Origin of the sequence: Shewanella corallii (assembly GCF_023349125.1) — a bacterium.
GTDB lineage: Bacteria > Pseudomonadota > Gammaproteobacteria > Enterobacterales > Shewanellaceae > Shewanella > Shewanella corallii.
In genome coordinates this window covers 198,280-218,979 of sequence record NZ_JAKIKT010000005.1, presented here as the reverse complement: position 1 = coordinate 218,979, position 20,700 = coordinate 198,280, and the positions used below count along the sequence as shown (strand labels likewise).

At 50.4% G+C, this 20,700-nt stretch carries 20 protein-coding genes; 11 read left to right on the top strand and 9 right to left on the bottom strand.

Annotated elements, in window-relative coordinates; genetic code table 11:
- Window positions 1–28: 28 nt before the first annotated feature.
- The 5 genes from L2725_RS14100 to L2725_RS14080 are packed head-to-tail and all read left to right on the top strand — an operon-like array spanning window position 29 to window position 5,925.
- Window positions 29–775 (top strand): ATP-dependent zinc protease family protein, encoded by a 747-nt coding sequence (locus tag L2725_RS14100; RefSeq protein WP_249249532.1) that lies wholly within the window; start codon window positions 29–31, stop codon window positions 773–775.
- Window positions 775–2,280: an inactive transglutaminase family protein gene (locus L2725_RS14095; protein ID WP_249249531.1), complete on the top strand. Its 1,506-nt coding sequence runs from the start codon at window positions 775–777 to the stop codon at window positions 2,278–2,280. Before L2725_RS14100 ends, L2725_RS14095 begins: the two co-directional genes overlap by 1 nt.
- A gap of 1 nt (window position 2,281) precedes the next feature.
- Window positions 2,282–3,238 (top strand): alpha-L-glutamate ligase-like protein, encoded by a 957-nt coding sequence (locus L2725_RS14090; protein WP_249249530.1) that lies wholly within the window; start codon window positions 2,282–2,284, stop codon window positions 3,236–3,238.
- A complete protein-coding gene (locus tag L2725_RS14085) occupies window positions 3,201–4,847 on the top strand; it encodes a gluzincin family metallopeptidase (RefSeq protein ID WP_249249529.1) in 1,647 nt (548 codons plus the stop codon). Before L2725_RS14090 ends, L2725_RS14085 begins: the two co-directional genes overlap by 38 nt.
- A gap of 40 nt (window positions 4,848–4,887) precedes the next feature.
- On the top strand, window positions 4,888–5,925 hold the full coding sequence (locus L2725_RS14080) for a DUF3541 domain-containing protein (protein ID WP_249249631.1): 1,038 nt from the start codon (window positions 4,888–4,890) through the stop codon (window positions 5,923–5,925).
- Between the two features lie 127 nt (window positions 5,926–6,052).
- On the opposite strand, the gene L2725_RS14075 is transcribed toward L2725_RS14080, so the two are convergent.
- Window positions 6,053–6,469 (bottom strand): hypothetical protein, encoded by a 417-nt coding sequence (locus L2725_RS14075; RefSeq protein ID WP_249249528.1) that lies wholly within the window; start codon window positions 6,467–6,469, stop codon window positions 6,053–6,055.
- A 214-nt stretch (window positions 6,470–6,683) separates the two neighbouring features.
- Here L2725_RS14075 and L2725_RS14070 point away from each other — a divergent pair, with 214 nt between their 5' ends.
- Together L2725_RS14070 and L2725_RS14065 are read left to right on the top strand one after the other, a co-directional pair.
- Window positions 6,684–7,781 (top strand): uroporphyrinogen decarboxylase/cobalamine-independent methonine synthase family protein, encoded by a 1,098-nt coding sequence (locus L2725_RS14070; RefSeq protein WP_249249527.1) that lies wholly within the window; start codon window positions 6,684–6,686, stop codon window positions 7,779–7,781.
- Window positions 7,778–8,764 carry a GGDEF domain-containing protein gene (locus L2725_RS14065; protein ID WP_249249525.1) on the top strand — a complete coding sequence of 329 codons (987 nt, stop codon included), beginning with the start codon at window positions 7,778–7,780 and terminating at the stop codon, window positions 8,762–8,764. The genes L2725_RS14070 and L2725_RS14065 overlap by 4 nt, the downstream gene beginning before the upstream one ends.
- 46 nt (window positions 8,765–8,810) lie before the next feature.
- On the opposite strand, the gene L2725_RS14060 is transcribed toward L2725_RS14065, so the two are convergent.
- The 3 genes from L2725_RS14060 to L2725_RS14050 all read right to left on the bottom strand — a co-directional run bounded on the left by L2725_RS14060 (window position 8,811) and on the right by L2725_RS14050 (window position 11,762).
- A complete protein-coding gene (locus L2725_RS14060) occupies window positions 8,811–10,106 on the bottom strand; it encodes a putative metalloprotease CJM1_0395 family protein (RefSeq protein WP_249249524.1) in 1,296 nt (431 codons plus the stop codon).
- A gap of 252 nt (window positions 10,107–10,358) precedes the next feature.
- A complete protein-coding gene (locus L2725_RS14055; protein ID WP_249249523.1) occupies window positions 10,359–10,628 on the bottom strand; it encodes a chemotaxis protein in 270 nt (89 codons plus the stop codon).
- Window positions 10,629–10,763: 135 nt separating this feature from the next.
- Complete coding sequence (locus tag L2725_RS14050) at window positions 10,764–11,762, bottom strand: hypothetical protein (RefSeq protein WP_249249522.1); 999 nt, start codon at window positions 11,760–11,762, stop codon at window positions 10,764–10,766.
- A gap of 211 nt (window positions 11,763–11,973) precedes the next feature.
- On the opposite strand from L2725_RS14050, the gene trhA reads away from it, so the two are divergent.
- Window positions 11,974–12,654, top strand: coding sequence for a PAQR family membrane homeostasis protein TrhA (gene trhA / locus L2725_RS14045; RefSeq protein ID WP_249249521.1), 681 nt, complete (start codon window positions 11,974–11,976; stop codon window positions 12,652–12,654).
- Between the two features lie 171 nt (window positions 12,655–12,825).
- Here the strand turns inward: trhA and L2725_RS14040 are convergent, their stop codons facing one another.
- Both L2725_RS14040 and L2725_RS14035 read right to left on the bottom strand, forming a co-directional pair.
- Window positions 12,826–13,719 (bottom strand): LysR substrate-binding domain-containing protein, encoded by an 894-nt coding sequence (locus L2725_RS14040; protein ID WP_249249520.1) that lies wholly within the window; start codon window positions 13,717–13,719, stop codon window positions 12,826–12,828.
- A gap of 2 nt (window positions 13,720–13,721) precedes the next feature.
- The gene (locus L2725_RS14035; RefSeq protein WP_249249519.1) at window positions 13,722–14,477 is read right to left on the bottom strand and encodes a class I SAM-dependent methyltransferase; all 756 of its coding nucleotides are present in this window, start codon (window positions 14,475–14,477) and stop codon (window positions 13,722–13,724) included.
- Between the two features lie 141 nt (window positions 14,478–14,618).
- Between L2725_RS14035 and gloB the strand changes: the two genes are divergently transcribed.
- Together gloB and L2725_RS14025 are read left to right on the top strand one after the other, a co-directional pair.
- Window positions 14,619–15,395 carry a hydroxyacylglutathione hydrolase gene (gene gloB / locus L2725_RS14030; protein ID WP_249249518.1) on the top strand — a complete coding sequence of 259 codons (777 nt, stop codon included), beginning with the start codon at window positions 14,619–14,621 and terminating at the stop codon, window positions 15,393–15,395.
- Window positions 15,396–15,517: 122 nt separating this feature from the next.
- The gene (locus tag L2725_RS14025; protein WP_249249517.1) at window positions 15,518–17,065 is read left to right on the top strand and encodes a lytic transglycosylase; all 1,548 of its coding nucleotides are present in this window, start codon (window positions 15,518–15,520) and stop codon (window positions 17,063–17,065) included.
- Window positions 17,066–17,131: 66 nt separating this feature from the next.
- Here the strand turns inward: L2725_RS14025 and L2725_RS14020 are convergent, their stop codons facing one another.
- From L2725_RS14020 to L2725_RS14010, 3 genes are all read right to left on the bottom strand, one after another.
- Window positions 17,132–17,683: a BsuPI-related putative proteinase inhibitor gene (locus L2725_RS14020; protein WP_249249516.1), complete on the bottom strand. Its 552-nt coding sequence runs from the start codon at window positions 17,681–17,683 to the stop codon at window positions 17,132–17,134.
- Entirely contained in the window at window positions 17,684–19,516 is a 1,833-nt protein-coding gene (locus L2725_RS14015; protein ID WP_249249515.1) for an AsmA family protein, read from the bottom strand.
- A 113-nt stretch (window positions 19,517–19,629) separates the two neighbouring features.
- Entirely contained in the window at window positions 19,630–20,124 is a 495-nt protein-coding gene (locus L2725_RS14010) for a putative 4-hydroxy-4-methyl-2-oxoglutarate aldolase (protein WP_249249514.1), read from the bottom strand.
- 197 nt (window positions 20,125–20,321) lie between these two features.
- On the opposite strand from L2725_RS14010, the gene L2725_RS14005 reads away from it, so the two are divergent.
- Window positions 20,322–20,642, top strand: a complete 321-nt coding sequence (locus L2725_RS14005) for a hypothetical protein (RefSeq protein ID WP_249249513.1) — start codon at window positions 20,322–20,324, stop codon at window positions 20,640–20,642.
- The last annotated feature ends 58 nt before the right edge of the window (window positions 20,643–20,700 follow it).

The window sequence follows — 20,700 nt, the reverse complement described above, 5'->3', positions numbered from 1 at the left end:
GCTCTTAAACAATAACATGGTAAAGACTATGCTGAAGCCAAGATACACCGCAGTTCTCGCTGCAATTCTCCTTTCAGGATGTGCGGCCACCCAGAATTCGGCGCATACCCCAGCCCCTGTAGATGCTGAAACGCTGGAAACTTCTCTGGCCGCCAATAATCAGGTGATCCTCGATCAGGTGACCAAAGCTAACCAAACCAATTCGGCAACTTTGGCGGATATCCAATCACAGCTCAGCAATATTCAAAAGCATATTTCCGTGCCGGCAAAGGAAGCTGAACCCAGGATCATTGAGATCCCAGCCAAGTGTCCTGAAACTCTGGGTGATAAATTTCTGCTTGGAGAAGTGGAATACGTGTTTGTTGAAGAGTTCAAGACCAGCTTTAACACCCGCATAGATACAGGAGCAGAGTCCTCCTCTATCGACGCCAGAAATATCATTCTGTTCGAACGCGATGGTAATCAATGGGTGCGCTTCGATATTTTCACCAAAGGCGAAAAGGCTCCGGCTCAGACCTTTGAGTCCCGTGTTGAAAGGTTTGTACGCATCAAGCAGGATGCTGAAAACGGAGACGACCGTCGTCCGGTTATTCGTGCCCACCTTAAAATCGGTAAATATGCTGCTGAAACTGACCTTAACCTGACCGATCGCAGTCACCTGGAATACCCTCTGCTGCTGGGTCGTAAGTTTATGAAGGATATCGCTGTAGTTGACGTGAGTCAGAGCTATATCCATGGCAAATCCCAACCAGCCCCGGCTAACAAGGAGCAATAATGCAATCCCGTAAACCCTTTTATCTGCTGGTTGCACTCCTGTTTATTCTGGGTATCGGTGCCAGTGTCTATCGAGGTATAGAGCACAATGTTCCCTTCCTGCCGGGCAAACAGGTACAAAGTTGGGCCGTTGATGCCAAAGTCAGCTTTATCGGTACCGGAGAGCCAGCGGAAGTTTCCCTGTCTCTGCCCAATGACCCTGCATTCGATATTCTGACCGAAAACGCCAGCTCCTCCGGCTATGGCCTGAGTGTGACTGATGTAGCCGGTAACCGCCGCGCCATCTGGTCTACCCGGGCGGCCAATGGTCAACAGGATATCTATTACAAATTGACTCTGGTGCCTTCAGGCAAGAATGAACTGCCTGCCACTGAAGTTCCACCTACTCCCGAGACCACTATCTGGCCAGCGACTGAGAAGACCGCGGCAGAGCAGGTGATTAACGATGCCTGGTCGCGCAGCGCCAATAACCTCAGCTTTGCCCGTCAGTTGATGCAAACTCTGGGCGCGGATGACCGCAGCCAAAACGTTGAGCTGCTGTTGACCGGTAACAGTGTCACCAAGTTGTTTGTAAACATGCTGCATGACAAGGGTATTGCAGCCCATGAAGTGAATGGCTTGTACCTGGAAGATCAGCGTCGCCGCCAATCTCTGGTGCCTTTGGCAGAAGTGTATGACGATGGCCAGTGGCACCTGTTTGACGTGGTAAACGGCAAAGAGGGACGTCCTGACAGTGTATTGCTGTGGGAGCGTGACGGTAATTCAGTGCTTGATGTTGTCGGCGGCGTTAATTCTCAGGTGTCTTTCTCGATGTTGAAAGACACCCGCAGCGCACTGGCAACCTCTATCGACCTGATGAAAAATCAGGACGCCTGGGACTTTTCTCTGTATCAATTGCCACTGGAAGAGCAAAGCCTGTTCAAGGGCATCCTGCTTATCCCGGTCGGCGTGTTAATGGTGGTGTTCCTGCGCGTCATTATCGGTATCAAAACCTCAGGCACCTTTATGCCTGTTTTGATTGCCCTGGCCTTTATTCAAACCACTCTGCTCACAGGTTTGGTCGGTTTCCTGCTGATTGTCGCCTTCGGCCTGATGATTCGCTCCTACCTGTCACGGCTTAACCTGCTGCTTATTTCACGAATATCGGCAGTCATTATTGTGGTGATAGGCATAATCGGCCTGTTTACCATTCTGTCGTACAAGTTTGGCTTAAGCGAAGGCCTGACCATTACCTTCTTCCCTATGATTATTCTGGCCTGGACTATCGAGCGTATGTCCATCCTGTGGGAAGAGGAAGGTGCCAAAGAGGTTGTGGTTCAGGGTGGCGGTAGCCTGCTGGTAGCGACCCTTGCTTATCTGGCCATGAGCGCAACCTGGGTTCAACACTGGGTATTTAACTTCCTGGGTATTCACCTGGTGATCCTGGCCATGGTATTGCTCATGGGGCAGTACACAGGTTACAAGTTGCTGGAACTGAAGCGCTTCAAACCGCTGGCGGAGGATTAATATGCTGTTTGCCTCTCCAAGGAAACTGCGTCAGGCCGGTGTGTTGTCGATGAATAAGCGCAATATTGACTATATTGCGCGCTACAACCCCCGCAAGTACTACAAAAGGGTGGATGACAAGCTGACGACCAAACAGCTGGCGCTGGCCAACAATATCGCAGTGCCGGATCTGATTGGTGTTATTCGTGAGCAGCACGAAGTGGCTGAGCTGCCTGAAATGATCAAAGGCCGCAGTGGCTTTGTCATCAAGCCATCAAAGGGCTCAGGCGGTAAAGGGATTCTGGTCATTACCCATGTGGAAAATGGACGATTTTTTAAGCCAAGTGGCAATGAAGTCACACCAAGTGAGATTGACCGCCATGTCTCCAACACATTAAGTGGCCTGTTCTCTCTCGGTGGCAAGCCCGATGTAGCCATTATTGAGGGTCTGATTGAGTTTGACCCGGTATTTGATGGCTACAGCTATGAAGGTGTTCCTGATATTCGCCTGATCGTGTTCAAGGGCTTTCCTGTAATGGGAATGCTGCGTCTGTCCACTGCGGCGTCTGATGGTAAAGCCAACCTGCACCAGGGTGCCGTCGGTGTCGGCATTGATTTGGCGACAGGTAAAGGGCTGCGCGCTGTTCAGTTCAATCAACCTATCGAGTTTCACCCGGATACAGGTTTAAAGCTGACAGATATTCAGGTGCCACACTGGGATACCCTGCTGCACACTGCCTCCAGTGCCTATGAAATGTGTGAACTGGGGTATCTGGGTACCGACATGGTGTTGGATCAAAGCCGGGGGCCTTTGATGTTGGAACTCAACGCCCGTCCTGGACTGGCAATTCAGATCGCCAATGGAATGGGAATTTTGCCACGCCTGCAACACGTGGAAAGCCTCAGAGGTAAGCCTATGTCAGTGGAAGAACGGGTCGCCTATGCGAAAACCCATTTTAGTAGCTCTACTGACACTTAATATGACGGCGGCTCAGGCCGCCGTTGTTTCTCCGGTTTTTCAGCTGGTGCAGGATTGCCGCGCGCTTTCGCCCTTCCCTCGCAGTTCCCTTGTGGATCTCAGCCCTGAAGTCGCGGCCTTCGAATTGGAGTCTCACCTGCTACAGCTGTTTAATTTCAACGATAAAATCAGCTACTTCCGAAGTGGTGCCAGTGCAGAAGAGCGTAATCAGTTACTTATGTGTCAGCTCCATCTGGCCGACGAATTTGACGCTCTGCTGGCCGACCCGGCCTCTGAAACCCTGATTAATACCTTAAGACATTCGCCTCGTCCCGAACTCAATCAGCTAGCTCATGTCCTCGGTAATCTGAGCCAATCCCGGCTGCCACCCGAGATAAAATCCCGGCTCTATACCGCACAGGCTGCTTATCGGCATGGTCTGAGCCAGCAATCAATGCAACTGGAATTCCCCGGCCCCCAATGTCGCCTGAACGCTTCCGCGACAGAACAGCCCATCGACATCAGTATCGCCCGATATTTGATGGCTCAGCCAAGTTCAGACTGTCGTGCCAAAGTGTGGCAGGCGTATCAGAGAAGAGCTGCTCAGCGCAACCAGGAACCGCTGACGATCATCTCCGGGATCAACCAGCAGTTGGCGGACAATGCCAATAGAGCTGATTACGCGCAACTGACATTGGATTCTCACTACCTCAGCAGTCCTCAGCTGGTGATGCAGTTCCTCGAAAGCCAAACCCACAATATGGGGGTCGCTCCCTGGGATATTGGCCGGAAGCTTAAGCAACTGCCCAAGGCCAGGTTCAATACGCTAACACCTTACGGCATCTTTTCCTTGCTGACTCCAGCCCTTACTGAGCTTGGCTTAACGCTTGAGCAGCCTGCACCAACCATATACAGGCTCTGGAATGATGGGCGTTTGCTGGGTGAAATTCATCTGGCCAGCGAGTCACGACCTGCAGACTATGCCCTGGTCAAGCCGGTTATCGGCCGCCAGTTTGGTACCGTATTACTGTTGATGCCAGAAAAAATCACCAACACCAGACAGTTAGAACAGGCATTGACGGCACTGGCAGAGTCGATAGTGACGCTGGGGAGTGGCCAGCAATACTATCTGCTCAACCATGAAAATCAGTCCCTTGCCATTGCCCAAAGCTGGTTATCCCAGTGGTTGAACATGAAACTGGCAAAACAGCTTCCTCAACCCAAGGATCACCGTTGGCAACTAATGCAAGCCTATTCAGCCCAGCTACAGGTCTTTCGTGGAAAACTGGCGTTGGCTCAGGCTAAGGGCGCTGGTATTAACACTGAAGATGCTGCTGATTGGTTTGCCCAGAGCTTTGGACATCAATGGCCAAACGCACAGGATGCACTATACGGATTTTCAGCGCTGGCAGATTCAGGCCCTGAGTACTATCTGCCGCTTTGGAATCAGGCTCTTGGAGGACTGATACTGGCTCAAACTCAGTGCTGTATATCTCCGAAAGATGTTTATAATACACTGATTATTAATCCAAATTTACAGCCGCTGAAGATGCGGCTTGAAGAGTTACTGAATATCAGTGCAGAACCTGCCGATATTATCAGGAGATTACCCCATGAAAATCAGGCTTAAAGCATGCGCATTGGCGTTAGCCCTTCTCTCCCCAGGCACTATGGCTCAGCCGGCCACATCGCAGCAGCAGGATGTGGCAAATCAGATCCAACAAAATCTTGAAGACCACCTTTACCAACTGCCGCCAAGAGTCCAGGGACACTATGGTATTCGAATGTATCGCATGACAGGTTATGATAAATATGCCAACAGCGCCCTGGTGGACCTTTATGCAGTGACCAATTCTCAGGCCTGGTATGCCTGCCAGTTAGATGACAAAGAGTTTGTAAAACAGGCATCACTGACAGCCATCAGTAAACTGGGTAAAGGGCCTAGAGCCAAGGCCAGAAAAAAAGCGCTTAAGCCTTTCCCGGAATTTATCTTCTATACAGATGTGCTGCTGCGATTTGCCAGCCGTATTGATGAGTTTGGGCTGACCGGACCCTGTCATAACAAGATGATAGCCATGCTTAAATCAAAGGATTTAAAAACCGGCCTGACAGATCCCGCCATGATTGAGTCCTGGGCGGCACAGCTCATCAATTATGTTTACTGGGCGAAACAGTTAGGTGTTGGTGACTATCGACAGGAATATAAAGAGGCGTTTCTGACGACCTATCCCCACAGTGAGGACGATAAGCTGACTAAAGCCCAGTTCCGTAACAAACTGTACGGGATGACTCACTTTGTATTCGCCGCCAGTGAATATTATCAACATCAGGTCAGCGCAAAAGAGTTTGCCTGGATTTTGGATTATTTCGACGCCAATATCGAGCGGATCCTGACTGATGCTACTCCGGATATTATTGCCGAAGTCGGGATAAGTTTTCTGCTGGCGGGTAAAGAGGATCACAAGGTTGTTGCCAAAACCCGTGACGCCATGGTGAAAGCGTTTAACGCCAAAGAAAATATTATTCCATCCCCCAGGGGCAATCCGGATCTGGCACTGGGTGAGCACAGAAATGTACTGGCCATGATGCTGATCAACTGGCCCGAAACACTTCATAAAGGGCCTTATCTGGCGGAGCTGAAAGCCACCAAAAAGTATCTGCCCAAAGGGGTAAAACCCAAGACTGACGGGGAAGCTGAAAAGAAATAGCATCCAGCCGGTGCCAGAGTGACTGTCTGGTACCGGCTCTCTTACCTAAAGCTGGCTTTTTGTCATCACAGCACGGATACCTGTTCAGGTGTCCGGATACCTTAGTCTCTCGCTGGTTTACTCCACATCAGAGTACAACCCAGATCCCATCATCCTTTATGCCACAGGGCCAGCGTCCCTGAAGGTAGTGACTGAAAATTTCCCGCCAGGAGCCCTCTGTATTCAACACAGTTTCGATAGCAGATTTGCGGCCTGCATAGAGTGCTGCGCCTTTAAAAGCCTCAACATAGTTATGTGGACCAGATTGTAATTTGGGATGGGAATGATCAATTTGCCGCAACGACACCAATAAGCCCTTATATCGCTGGCGCACCCACTCAGACTGAGAAAGCGTCAGTTGAACCCTGCCGTTGCCTCCGCCCAAAGGATCCTCTTCATCTCTGGAGGATGGTAACCATCGCCATGCATATTCACTTCGCAGTACGACGTCTATATGGTTTGCACCTGCCAACCAATTGATGGCAGTAAAATCGTCAGCTTTCACACTCCTCTCCTCAGGTTCAAAATCGTTAATCTGCCTCCCGGCAACCACTGAATCAATAGCACAAAGGGTCTAACTGTCCGGCAGCCAACATCATACTCAAGGTGTTCCGATTATCTTGCTTCCCTTTTGGCACTGTCCTCAGGGCACAACTACACTGTAAGTTGCGCTGATTTAAAGGGCCTGGTTACGCCAGGACTCCGAAAGGAGAGATACGATGGAAACATGGATAATTCCAACAGAGCAAATAGGTTCGATTCCCCGCCCCAGACATTTGGTTGAAGCTTACTCAAAGTACAAATCAGGTCAGCTCAATTATGGTGAACTGACCCGATTAGCCGAGCAGGAAACGGCAAAGGTCATTAAAGAGCTGGAAGCTCTGGGATGTCCGGTTATCAGTGATGGTGAACAGAGAAAATTCGATGGATTTGCCCACTACTGTTTACATAATTCGCCCAATTATCATGAGCAGGGGCTTCAGGTTGATTTTTCAGATGGCCATACCCGCACCTTTGCCCCTCACCTTAAACAAGCGCCGTTTAAGTATGAGCAAACAGCGGATCAATTCCTCAAATTTGCATTACAACATGCCAGTGTGCCAGTTAAGCAGGCCGTAATATCACCTGCCATGTTAAGTCTCGTTTATCCAGCTCAGGGTATGACAGATTATGAACATCAGGCTTTCATCGAAGATCTGGTTGAGCAACATGTCAGTGAGGTCAAAGCCTGTTTGGCGCTGGGCGCCCACAAGGTGCAAATTGATTTTACCGAGGCGAGACTGTCACTCAAGATAGATCCCTCTGGTCAATTACTGCGCTCATTTGTGGCACTGATAAACAGATGTTTGTCACGTTTCAACGATGAAGAAATTCAACGAATCGGGGTTCATACCTGTCCGGGCGCAGATATAGACTCAACTCACAGTGCCAATGTGGACTATAAACACCTGCTGCCGACCCTGTTTGATATTAACGTCGGTAATTTTTATGTGGCTATGCGTGGTGAACAGGATCCGGCTAAAGCACTGAGGTTGATTGGCAAAATAATTAAACCCTTTCAAAGAGTCTTTATCGGTGTCACCAATCCAATCACACCAGAGGTGGAAACTCCTGAGCAAGTTTGTGAACTGATACTCGAAGCAGCCAGGTACATCCCCGTCAGTCAACTGGGAACCACTGATGATTGCGGCTTCTCCCCCTTTGCTGATGACACCTCAACCTCAAGAGAAACTGTGTATCGCAAAATCACAGCCCGACTGGAAGGAACCCGGTTGGCCCAGCAAGAACTTCATCTGATCCAACAGAGCACCGGATGAACGAACTGGATAAACTGCACGAACAGATACTGGCACTGGAAATGGAGAACCACGAGCTAAGGCAAAAACTTGTGGAACAAGAGTACGAGCAATTTTCGCTGCAAAGTATTCAAAAACTCGCCAAAGCCGGAAATTGGAAACTCAACCACCTGAGTTATGAAGTAGAGCTTTCGCCCGAACTGATAGATATTCTCGGCTTAAGTCAGGAGCACAGGCTATGGCATTGGAATGACTTCACCGCCCTGCTGGCCAAAATGAATACGTCTGACGCAACGGGGCGTTTGGTCGCCCCACCAAATGAAGGTATTTCAATGCCCTACCTTTACCTGGACTACGTGAGGCCAGATGGCGACCATATCCACTTAAAGCATTTCAGCAAAACCTTTCTCAATACTATAGGTCAGCCCCTCAGAACCGTAGGACTGGTTCAGGATGTGTCAGAAGAGCGCAAACAGACACGTTCTCTGGAACTTCAATCCATCACGGATGAATTAACAGGCCTGTATAATCGCCGCCGCATTAATGAAGTACTGCAACAGGAATTGGACAGGGAAGATGCAGAGTTTTCTTTGATTTTGTTGGATCTAGACTTCTTCAAGCAGGTTAACGACACCTATGGACACCTGTTTGGTGATAAGGTGCTCAAACATCTGGCCAGGCTCCTGCAACTTGAGCTGCCTGATCCGGCAGTCTGCGCCAGATGGGGGGGCGAAGAGTTTTTGGTTATGCTACCTGACCACAGCCTGTCACAGGCCTCGGCAATTGCGGCCAGGGTAAGGCAGGAGTTGGCCAAATTTCATCTTCCCGATGGAAGTCCCACTACCGCAAGTTTCGGCGTTACTCAACGAGCCAGGGGCGAAGATATCAGCGGCTTACTTTCCAGAGTTGATCACCTTATGTATACCGCCAAACAATCGGGAAGAGACAGGATATGCAGTGCAAAGGCGTCAGAGGATGACAGCCAGATAATCACTGATGCTTAGGCCCCAAGTCATAGAAGGTTCAGTGGAGAGGTTTGTCGGATTGGTCTCAGGCAACACGTTTGTTTTTTGGCGCGATACCATAACGTTTCTCAATGGCCATTTGAACCTGCTGCAACTCACTGGCATTCAGTGGCTGGTTATCACCTTCTCTGCTGATACCCGAGCTTTCAGTCCCATTAACCGTGACAGGTCTGGGTTGTACACCATCAAGCTGAAGTGTTGCTCTTGGCGGCGCGATAACAGTGCCCTGAGCAAAATCGGTTCCAGTCGAGTCGGGTGATAATCTCTGATTGGTTCCGACCTCATTGGTTCTCTGGCTGTCAGGCTGGGCAATAACAAACGCATTGTCAGCGGCTTCTTCCTGCCTGACATTGCCCCGCTCATCTATCGATTGTCCAATAGATGACTGTCTGGGCTCCAAAACAGGGGTTTCATCAATGGCAGCGTCGGCTCCGAGCAACGTCTGCTGTGACGCCTGAAGCTGCTCCTGCCGCTCCACCGCCAACTCCTGTTTGGCAACATTGAGCTTTTCCATCGCTTCCGCAGCCACCCGGATATCTGCCATAGAGGGATTAACAGGCGCCATAGCCGCAGCGTACACCTTCTGCATTTTAACTACAGTGGCCTGAGGATCCCCAGGGATAGGTGAGATATCAATTTGTACCTCACCAGAGATGGCATATCGCTTGCCGTCACTGCCGCGCTCAAATTGATAACTTGGACTACTGGCATAATGCCCGCCAACAGCTGCATGAGCCCGCTCGTGTGACTTAACCTCTCGATCCCGCGCCCTTAACTGTTCAAGCTTTTGCTGTTCCGCTACTTCCTGTCGCGAGTTCTCTCGAGGCTCGGTATCGACGCCGGGGCTCTGCTCTTCACTGGCATCACCGGGGCGGCCCTGAGCCTGGGTTTCATCACCGTTTTGAGGCTGTTCACCCACACTTGGAATTGCCCCCTGCTCGGCCGAACCCTGATTATTTGCCCCTTGAGTCCCTGTACCTTCTTTAATGTCACTGCCTCCACTCCCCTGCGGTGCCACATTCAAGCCAGATGCATAGTCCGGCTTGGCCTCTGTAAGGGGGGCAGAAGCCCCGGACAGAGCAGAGGCCTGGCCCGGATCACCCAGCCGTGCTCCTGTCTGTCCCACCGGCGAGTCAATAACGCTTTCAATATTAAAGGTCACGCTTTGCTGCGCATAATCACTGTCGGGCAAAGACAGGTTTTGTGCTGATGCTGAGGCATCCATATGGCTGGACACTCTGACCTCTGTCGCCACAGCGCTCACATCTGGTGAAGGGTTATCAGAGCGAAGGCGTCCACTGGTCAATCCGGTGACTGACATCGCGCCTCTTCCCAATCTGTAGCTCAAGGCCGGATTTGAAGATCTGGCGGACAGCTCGGTACTGGAGTGCGAAGAACTGACAGCTTGCGTTGATTGACTGCTGGATGAATTGGAAGGTCGTGTTTCAGTTTGCTGAACGAGCGGAGTACGTGATGGCGCTTCGCTACTGGGTGTGGCCTGGGTTGAAACAGATGCGCCACGCCCGGCAACACTCAGTTTGCCTGGGGGTATGGCAACTACATCAGGCAAGGGTTAAACCTTGATATCAATGACTGTGCCCAGAGTTTCGTCAGCGGCTTCTACCACTTCGGCTGAAGCCTGGGCTTGATTTTCTGACTCTTTGGCAGCGACCAGTGCAGATGTTTTATCAGACTCAGACTGCAGCGCCCGCTGCTCTTTGCCCTCTTCTACCGCCTGGTTTGTTTGCGTCGGTTTTGCCACTTCAGTGGTGGCCTGACTGATGCCCTGCTGCGCACTCTGGAGTCCGGCTAACCCGGAAGACATAGCTGAGTTGACTTGCATAACACTCTCCTGTTGATGCTGCATTAGCTTAATTATCGAACAATTTGGCCGCTTGGTACAGGCAGAATAACTCTTTTTACATACCGAATAGTTATCAAAAACAAGCTAATCAACCAATCCGTCATGAGAATCAGCTTATTGTTTGCTGTGGGGCTGGGGAAACGACTTGTTCATCCTGGATAAGTGGTCAGCTATCCCTTTATCTATACTCTGCTGTACCTCATCTTCCCCGCAAAAAAAGGGATAACCCAGATTCTCCTTATGGGAGTTGATCGGATCCCCCAACTTAACCACCCGGTAGCAGGTATCCCCTATACGAACAATACGATTGGGATCAAATTGATGGTCAAGGGTCTGCTCTTTGGTAATGTCATAGTCAGAGCCCCCTTCTAAGATGGTCATTTCACCATACATTTCACTCAGACTTCGACGAGCTGTGTAGGCGCCGGCACTAGCTTTTGCCATGGACGATAAAGCTTGCTCCCGCTGCCTTTGTAAATAAGAGCGGCCGATAAACCGGGTATCTGTGACAGGGTCACCTGATTGGTTCTTGACCTCAGATTCCTTCGCAAAGTTTGCTTTGAAAGGTACGCTGTCTTCTGGCTCCGGGCGCAACGCCTCAGTTGCAGGCGATTTATCAGCACGTGGCTCATCTCTGCTTTTAGTGTTATCCGCATTGCTTGACTCAGTGTTCTTTACCACTTTTGCTGGCTTTTTTGCTGCAGCTTTGGGAGAAACTGCAGCTTTGGGCGTGGTCAACACAGGCGGCTCACTCGCTTCAACAACCGGGCGATTGGCCGGGACAGACACAATATAGGCTTTAAGTGCCACAAATTTATTCTGCCTGGGTTTGGGGTAAGCCGATTGGAAAAACCAGGGCATAGACAGCAGATAAAACAGGCCAAGGTGCAGGATAATCACTGCCGTACCTATGACAAAGGTTATCCGCAACGGACACACCGCAGCGACTGACTGTTCAGCTGATTTAAGCCTGGAAAGGGATAGCATCTGGCCGCCTTCTACATCAGATTGCTGATGTATCTGAGCCAGGGTGGCTGCCAACGGCTCCATCAGCCCGAGGTCCCAATGCGCCTGGACTGTATCTGCTAATTCTCCTGCCCGCGTTGCTTTCACCTTTGTGTCCCTTCATAGTGTTGCAAGCAGATTGGATATCGCTCGGGCAACAAAGTTCCCCTGTCGCCCTTTGGATACAAGATAAAGCCGCACCAATTTCTAAAACATGGAAAGCCAAATCGCAAAATAGTGTACACATGTACGCCTAATCATTGAGGCTTACACCTGGCACTGATACACTGGCGGTCTCAGTAGTAAGAAGGGATACGCAATGTCAGCCAACACCATGAATCAACCGCAGGAAGTATTGATGCTATCCGCATATTCAAAAAGGGAAGAGTTGGCGAATGCCATTAGTCATGGACTGGGGATTTTGCTCGGTATTCTGGGTATGATTGCATCAGTGATAAAAGGCGCCCACACCCTAAATGGCGTACAGCTGTTCGGTGTGGTGGTTTATAACGCCAGTATCATTACCCTGTTTCTCTGTTCAACTCTTTACCACAGCATTCCATCAGCCAAATGGCGCCCCAGACTAAAACTGGCTGACCATTGCGCTATTTACCTGTTGATTGCAGGTACCTACACGCCATTAATGCTGATCAGTTTGCACACCATACAGGCTGATATCGTGCTGGCGGCAATCTGGTCGCTGGCAATTGCCGGGGTGGTATTTAAAGTCCGTTTTATTCACAAATTCAAAGCCCTCAGTGTGGGAATTTATCTTCTCATGGGCTGGTTGTGTGTGACTGTCATGTCACAGTTGACTGCCGGGCTGTCGGAAGTTGGGTTCAACCTGCTGTTGGCCGGTGGGCTGTTTTACAGTGTTGGCGTCATCTTCTATGTAGTGAAAGCTATTCCATTCAATCATGCCATTTGGCATCTATTCGTACTGATGGGGGCTTTCAGCCACTGGCTGTGTGTTTATCTGGCCGTGATCCCAGCCAGATAGATCAGGACTGACTGTCAGGCCACTGGATAATGCGGTGGCCATTGCAATTGAGCGCCTCAGACGCTGTCCCAAGAAGGCTTCGTTATGTGAAGCCGCACCCTTTGGGTTTTACAAAAAACCGAGTACAGCGGTATTACTACTATAAGTGGGCGCCAGAGCAGCTTTTATTCACTAGAGCTCAGTCAACCATTTCAGACTGAACTCGTGAAATGCCCGTCCCAATGCTGAGTCGGTGCGGCCTGAATGTTTGATGCGACTGAAGGGGCGACTCAAAGCTAAATCCGCAACATGCACCTGCGCCAATTCGCCACGTTCCAACTCCTGCTGCAGTGTCAATGACGACAGCACACCAAGCAAACATCCCTGTCTGGCCGCCTGTTTAACGGCTTCCGGTCGGCCGAAACTAAAGGGGATATCCGGGTGCAGCCCTTTGGTCATGACCGCGCTGAGAAACACCTCACGGGTACCTGAACCTGACTCCCTCAATACCCAGCGTTCCTTTGCCAGTTCCTGCAAACTGACATTGGCGCCAGCCAGAGGGTGACAGGGGGCACAGAAAATGGTCAACCTATCACTGTGCCAATCTTCAACGGTCAGGCGGCGATCCAGGCAAATACCTTCGATATAGGCCATCTCACTGCAGCCATCGGCAACGGCATCGATCGCCTCATGGGTGTTGCAGATAGTCATATCCACCTCCACCTTTGGCCACAGCTCACTGAAAGCCACCACACAGGGCGCCAACAGATAATTCCCTATGGTAGAGCTGGCACTGATACTGAGTTTGCCCATCAGCTGATCGCCATGACCACTGAAGGCGTGTTCTATCTGATTAACCCGGTCCAGTACCTCTGCCGCCATGGGCAATAACAGTGCACCCTGAGCATTGAGGTGCAAACGGTTGCCCCTGCGCTCAAACAGCCGGGTATCCAGCTGTTTTTCCAGTTCCGCAAGGGCCATGGAGGTGGCTGGCGCCGACTGGCACACCAATTCAGCCGCTTTGGCTACCTGACCACTACGGGCAATGGCATCAAACACCATTAATTGTTTAAGAGTAATTCGCACTGTCAGGACTCTCGGTTGTTAACCGCCGAGTGGGAACGTCCCACCCGGCCAGCACTGGGTACCGTCTGCCAGTTTGGTTTACGGGCTTTGCGCTTCTCCCGGATAGGCGTCAACGGACTGTCCAGCTTACGGGCAATCAAGAGATACACGCTGCCACTGCCCGGCAACCAGGACTCTAGACTCTGCTGCCAGAATACTCCTTTGTCGAAGTGGCCAAACAGAGGGTGATACAGCAGGCGCTCATCACAGATCACCTGATAGCCAAGCAGTGCCAGCCAATCTTTAATACGGGACGGCAGGTAAAAGTGTCCTCGCCAGGGAAATTGCTGCTGATATTTGGGCAACAACTTACCCAGCATGGCGGGACTTAAGGGGTTAAAACCAGAGATGATCAGCGTGCCGCCGGAGATAAGCACTCGGTCAATTTCTCTGAGCAGCTGATAGGGGTTTCGCTCAAACTCCAGCAGGAAATTGGCCAGCACCACATCGACACTGGCATGACGCAAAGGCAACTGACTCACCTCGCCGACCACAGAGGCGCCCTCTTCGTCATACAAGCTGACCTGATGAGAGATACTGCAATGACTGGCATCCATGGCGCTGCTGAGCGGTCCCAGCTTTAACAGGTGATAACCAAACAATCTGGGCCACCAGGGAGCAAGCCCCTGCTGCACGCAGGACTGCAGCTGTTCACCATTGGGAAAGTCCTGCCAACCGGCGGGGCCTAAAGCGGGATGTCGATAGGGAGTATGTGACAAAAGTAACTCCGTAAACGGGGTGCAGGCTCTTATAAAAAAGCCGTATATATGGTTTATACCTATAAAACGAAAAGCGTATACAGGCAAGCCCTGAGAGCGGTAAACTGCCGCCAATGCTCATGTTTTTTAAGGATGACTGAGATGTTGCTCAATGTTACAGCTATTCCTGCCTTCGATGACAACTATATCTGGTGTTTGACTCAATCCGGCTCACCCCAGGCCTGGGTCGTTGACCCCGGACAGGCAAAGCCGGTAATTGCCTATCTGGAGCAGGAGCAACTGACCCTGTCGGGCATACTAATCACCCATCATCACTGGGATCATACCAGTGGGATTAATGACCTTAGCGCGCGTTATCCCGATATCGAGGTTTATGGTCCAGCCAATCCAGAGATCAATGGCCTGACGCAAGAGCTGAAAGATGGACAAATGGTCAACCTTAAAGGACTGGATATTCAGGCCAGAGTGCTTACTGTGCCGGGCCACACTCTGGACCATATTGCCTATGTGTGTGATGACAGACTCTTTTGCGGCGATACCCTGTTTTCCGGCGGCTGTGGCCGCATGTTTGAAGGAGAGCCCGCGCAATTCCATCACTCACTTTCCCGGCTGGCGGCACTTCCGGCCAATACACGGGTGTACTGTGCCCACGAATATACACTCAGTAACCTGAAATTTGCCCTGATGGCAGACCCGGACAATACCGAACTAAAAGCTTATCAACAGGAGTGTGAAGCGCTGCGCGCCAAAGGAATACCTACTCTGCCATCTTCCATCGGCAAAGAGCTGGCTGTTAATCCATTCTTACGGGTTGATCAGAAGCAGGTCTGCCAACAGATCAACCAGCACTGGCAGCAAAATCCAGCAGATAATGTGGAAGCGTTCGCGCTGCTGAGGCGCTGGAAAGACAATGCCTGAGTTATGAGGTAAAATATCCGACTTTGTGTGAGTAATGCTTTGCAGGGCTCGCTGCCCGATTGGAGTTTTCCAGTCCAAAAACAAACAGATACTCTAATACTAATAAAGGATAGCTCCAGTACATGCGTCTTTCATCCCTATTTGTAGCGGGGGGTATTGCCCTGCTGACTGGCTGTCAGAGCTTAGACACTGAGCAGGTACAACAACCTGTTCCAGCTCCTGTGGTTAAACCCCCTGTTATCCCGGAAAACCCCCTGCCGGCTCCTATTATCATTACCGATGTATGGGAGCGTATTCGTCTGAATATGCAGATGTCGATTCCTGACGAGAAACTGGTCAATCAATACCGCGACTGGTACATACGTCACCCCAACCATCTGGCACGGGTTTCCGAGCGTGCCGAGCCTTTCATGTATTTGATCGTGGAAGAGTTGGAAAAGCGCAATATGCCGATTGAATTGGCCCTGCTGCCTATCGTCGAAAGTGCCTTCGATCCCTTTGCCTACTCTCACGGTGCCGCCTCTGGTTTGTGGCAGTTCACCTCCCCTATGGCCAAACACTTTGGCCTGAAGATGAACTGGTGGTATGACGGTCGTCGTGACGTCCCTGCTGCCACCCACGCTGCACTGGATATGATGCAATATCTGCATGGCAAGACCCATGGAAACTGGTTGTATGCCATCGCCGCATATAACACAGGTGAAGGCCGGGTACTCAATGCGGTTAAACGCAACAAACGTAAAGGTCGCAGTACTGATTTCTTTGCTCTGGATCTACCCCGGGAAACCGAGCGCTATGTGCCTCAATTGCTGGCACTGGCAGATGTAATAAAAAATGCTGACAAGTACGGCATCCAATTGGCACCTATTGCCAATAAACCCGCCATTGAAGTGATTGATGTCGGTAGCCAGATTGACCTCTCATTTGCTGCCGATCTAGCGGATATGCCACTTTCTTCACTGCATAAGCTGAACCCCGGTTATAACCGCTGGTCCACTGCCCCAGATGGCCCTCATAAGCTGGTGGTTCCAGTGGGCAAAGCCGATGGCTTTAAGCTGGCGCTGGCCGATACAGATTCTTCACAGCGTTTGCACTGGCTGAGATATGAAATCAAGTCCGGCGACAGCCTGGGCCTGATCGCCAACAAGTATCACACCACCATAGATGTGATTCGCTCAGTTAACGGTATCAAGGGCAACACTATTGTTGCGGGCAAACATCTGCTGATTCCGGTTGCAGCCAAAGACCCTGAGCTGTACTCCTTGTCTTCAGATCAACGTCTGGCCCGTAAGCAGGGTGTCAAACGTGCCGATTACAAGGTGGATTATCAGGTGAAGAGCGGTGATTCTCTGTGGAAAATCGCCCGCGCCAACAAGGTTAAGGTTTCTCAGTTGGCGGCCTGGAACAGCATGGCCCCCAAAGATCCTTTACGTGTTGGCCAGAAGCTGGTGATCTGGACCAATAAGGTCAGCGAGAATCAGACTCAATCTTCCGTGATGCGTACCATCAACTATAAGGTTCGCTCAGGGGACTCTCTGGCTCGCATCGCCAACAAATTTAATGTGACCATTAAAGATTTGCTGCGCTGGAACAGTCTTGACAGCAAAAAGTACCTGCAGCCTGGACAGATGCTGAAGCTGTATGTGGATGTCACCAAGATGAGCGTATAGCCCATTTGCAATATGCCATAAAAAAGCCCCCGACTATCGGGGGCTTTTTGTTGTAACCAATTAAGATTAGTTAGCTTGCATAGAAATGGTATTCAGCAATGGCGTTGGGGACTCAGTACTTCGTCCCATAAATCTTGCCTGCCATTCAAAACCCGGCTTGACCTGTGCCATCACAATATCAGGCACCTCAAAACTCACAGTCATGGTTTTACCTGGGGCCAAAGAAGTGTCCCGGATGGCCTGGGTAAACATCATATCGTTGGACCAGGCCCAAACTCTTTTCCCTTTGGCATCCAACAACCACAGATCAGCAGACATGCCTGAATTAAATTGTATGGGCACACCATAGCTCTGGGGATTAAAAACCCGCAGTTGCATCACTTGATTTCCGCGGGCGGAAGGCTTATCAGCCAGCGCCAGTTCTCCCTTCAACAAGGTCTCTTTCGCCATAGACTTGTCCCCCGGATGCCTTCCATAATCCTGCTGAGATACAGGTTTGATTTCTGCACCGCCGGCAACCACTTTAATTTGAGGTTTTTCAGCGGGAGAGGCCTCAGGCTGCGCATGGCAGCCTGAAACTAAACCTATCAATACAGTTAATGCCAAACCGGCTCTCATTTAAAAACCTCCCAGTTTTTCCAGCAGCTTATTCTTAAGCTTATCTTCCTGCTTTTTAATTTCATCTTTCACCTTGTTGTTCAACAGGGCTTCAGTGTCCAAAGCAAACTTGGGCTCTGCAAAAGTACCGGTAATTGCCAGGGGAATATCCACGCCCTTGAGCGCATCACCACCACCCTGACCTTCCAACGAGGCCACCAGCTTGGTAGACAATTGATAATCGATAGTTTGGCTGAGGATATTGGCGTCACCTTTACCCGTTAAACGGATCAGTGGCGACTGCATATCCAGATCAGGGTTATTCACTACCCCCTTGGCCATAGTGAAATTACCGGTCAGGCTGGTAAAGTCAGTCTTCTGCTCTTCGTTGTCCCCTGCACTCAGGTCACCTTTGAGTTTGGCTTCAGCACTACGGATCATCTGCGGAATGTTGACACCATAGAGTGAACCATCATTAATGGCGAAGTTACCCCTGGCCTGCAGGTTCTTTTTGAGGTTGTCCGGGATAAGGCTATAGCCGGAACCCGTCACTGAGAAATTGGCGTCACCTGACAGGAAATCAACTTCGGCGGCGTCGGTCAACAAAGGACGGATCTGCACACCTGATAAGGTTTGCTCAAAACGATAGCTGGCGACCGGTTTGCGGCCATCCAGGCTCGCTGTCACATTCAACTCACCGTCATACATCTTGCCTGCCAGATTTTTCACATCCAGCACCCCATTTTTCAGCGCAACGGCCAGTTTCCAATCAGTGGTCTTAAGCTTGTCCATGTTGATGGACTTCACCTTGATATCTGCAGTCATGTCCACAGATTTAAGGGCAGAAAGGTCGGGTTCAACAGCTGCAGCGGCTGGCTTGTCAGCTGAGCTATCATCCCCCTTGGCGTCGCCTTCAGAGGCTGGGATCCAATCGTTAAGATTAATATCACCCAAAGACAGCACCAGATCCACAGACGGTACCTTACGGCCATAGGCGGCGCTAAGGCTACCTTCACCTTCAATATTGCCCACCTTGACGCTGGCCAGTGTCACTTTGGCCTGCTGACCTTTAAGGTCAACCTCAATATCGGAATTGAGGTTGGCATCCAGTTCGCCATTCGGGATCGCTTTACCTTCCACCTGGGTTTCAACACTCAGGCCTTTGAGGCTCAGCGCGCCAAAATCCTTACTCACCATCAGACTGCCTTTACCCGAGGTCTGCAGGTTAAGATCCGGCATTTTGGCACTGGCTTTAAATGCCAATTCAGCCGCCTTACCCAAAGAAAACTGACCAAGGGTAAAACTGTCCAAACTGAACTGCTGAGTGGTATCTGTCTGTTGGTTGATGATATTGACAGTAGCGTTACTTATCTCTACGCCACCCACAGATAAGGCAGCCAGCCCTTCACCGCCAGATGTTGTTCCGGCGTCTGTTGGCTCGGTGGACTTGGGGTCACCTTCTGACTGACCCAGACCGTCGAAGCTGGTTTTACCACTTTTATCTGTCACCAGGTTTACCGTCAGGCCATCCAGCTTCAGCGCTTCAATCTCTACTTCCTTACTCAGTAATGGCATCAGCGCTACCTCAGCCACTATGCCATCAACTGACATCATCTGCTCAGGCTTCATTCCCTGAGGGTTGGAAAAGCTGATACCGCCGAGTTGAATACCCAGAGTTGGGAAAAAGGTCCAGCTCAGGTCATCCTTAATTTCCAGCGTCCTTCCCGTCTGCGTCTTCACCTGCTCAATAATTTCCGGCTTGAAGTCGTTGGGGTTAAAAAGAAGAGTCAAATACAGCACCAGCGCCAATATCAAACCGACGAACGCCAGCACCAGCCACTTGAGCACTTTCATAACGGATCCTTATGTTGGTATGGAAATAAATCTGATTACCGAGTCTATATTACGTCCAGCCTGAACCAGAGATGACAGCCACCCTCTGGTTTTCAGCGTAAATCGAAGCAAACTCAGCTCAATTCGCTGAGATCCAGCTCACAATTGGATACCAGTATGCCATTACTGTCAGCATAGAGGTACATTCCGGGAGAAACTGTAACGCCTCCGATATCTATCGGCACATTAATTTCCCCCAATCCTTTTCTGTCTGTTTTAAAAGGCACTGTGCCCAATGCCTGCACGCCGAGTTCCAGGGTCGCCAGCGTGCCCGCATCTCTGATTGCACCGAAAATTACCACTCCAGCCCAGCGGTATTTGACTGCTGACTCTCCAATTAAATCGCCCAGCAACGCACGCCGACAAGCCCCGCCGCCATCGACCACCAGCACTTTGCCATCGCCAGGGCCTGCCAGTAACTCCTTCACTCTGGAGTTATCCTCAAAACACTTTACGGTAACCACTTCCCCATGAAATATCTTACGGCCGCCATATTGATTAAAGTTAACAGGCAGCAAAATACAATCGTCCGGCCAGCGGTCACAAATATCAGGTGTTAAATCCAGCATCCTATCCTCCTTGTGTTATTTTTAGCCTATCCTCTGGGCGGTCAACGAACAAGCGGGCGTTTGTGCGAAATATCCCACAAAACCGGTTGTTTAGTTTCCGTAACCGATTATAATTTGCGCCAGCTATGCCCTGTATAACAGCGTGATAATAATGCTGGCAGCGATTAGTCGCACCATGTCTGTAAAGTGAAGACCCCATGACAAAAGAACTTGATTTGCAAAGCGCCCTGGCTGCGCTGGATCAGTACGGATACGAAAAAAAGCACTCATCGGATTTAGAGCAAGCCAGAAATAAAACTCAAATGGCCAAATATATCGACTCACTGGATTTCAGTCTTCGTAGATTGGAAATACTTCAGGAAGTCGTTAACGAAGCTGTTCAAGCCAAAAAAGAGATGTTGGCCCAAAGAGAAAATATTCAAACTTATAAGACCAAGATCATCAATCTTTCCCGCGAGTGGAATATGTCTTATCAGGACGTTATCGACTTAATGGCCCGGGTTGAAAATCAAAAGTAATTATTTGATGCAACAAAAAGCCCCCGACTTCGGGGGCTTTTTATTTTCCGGCGACACA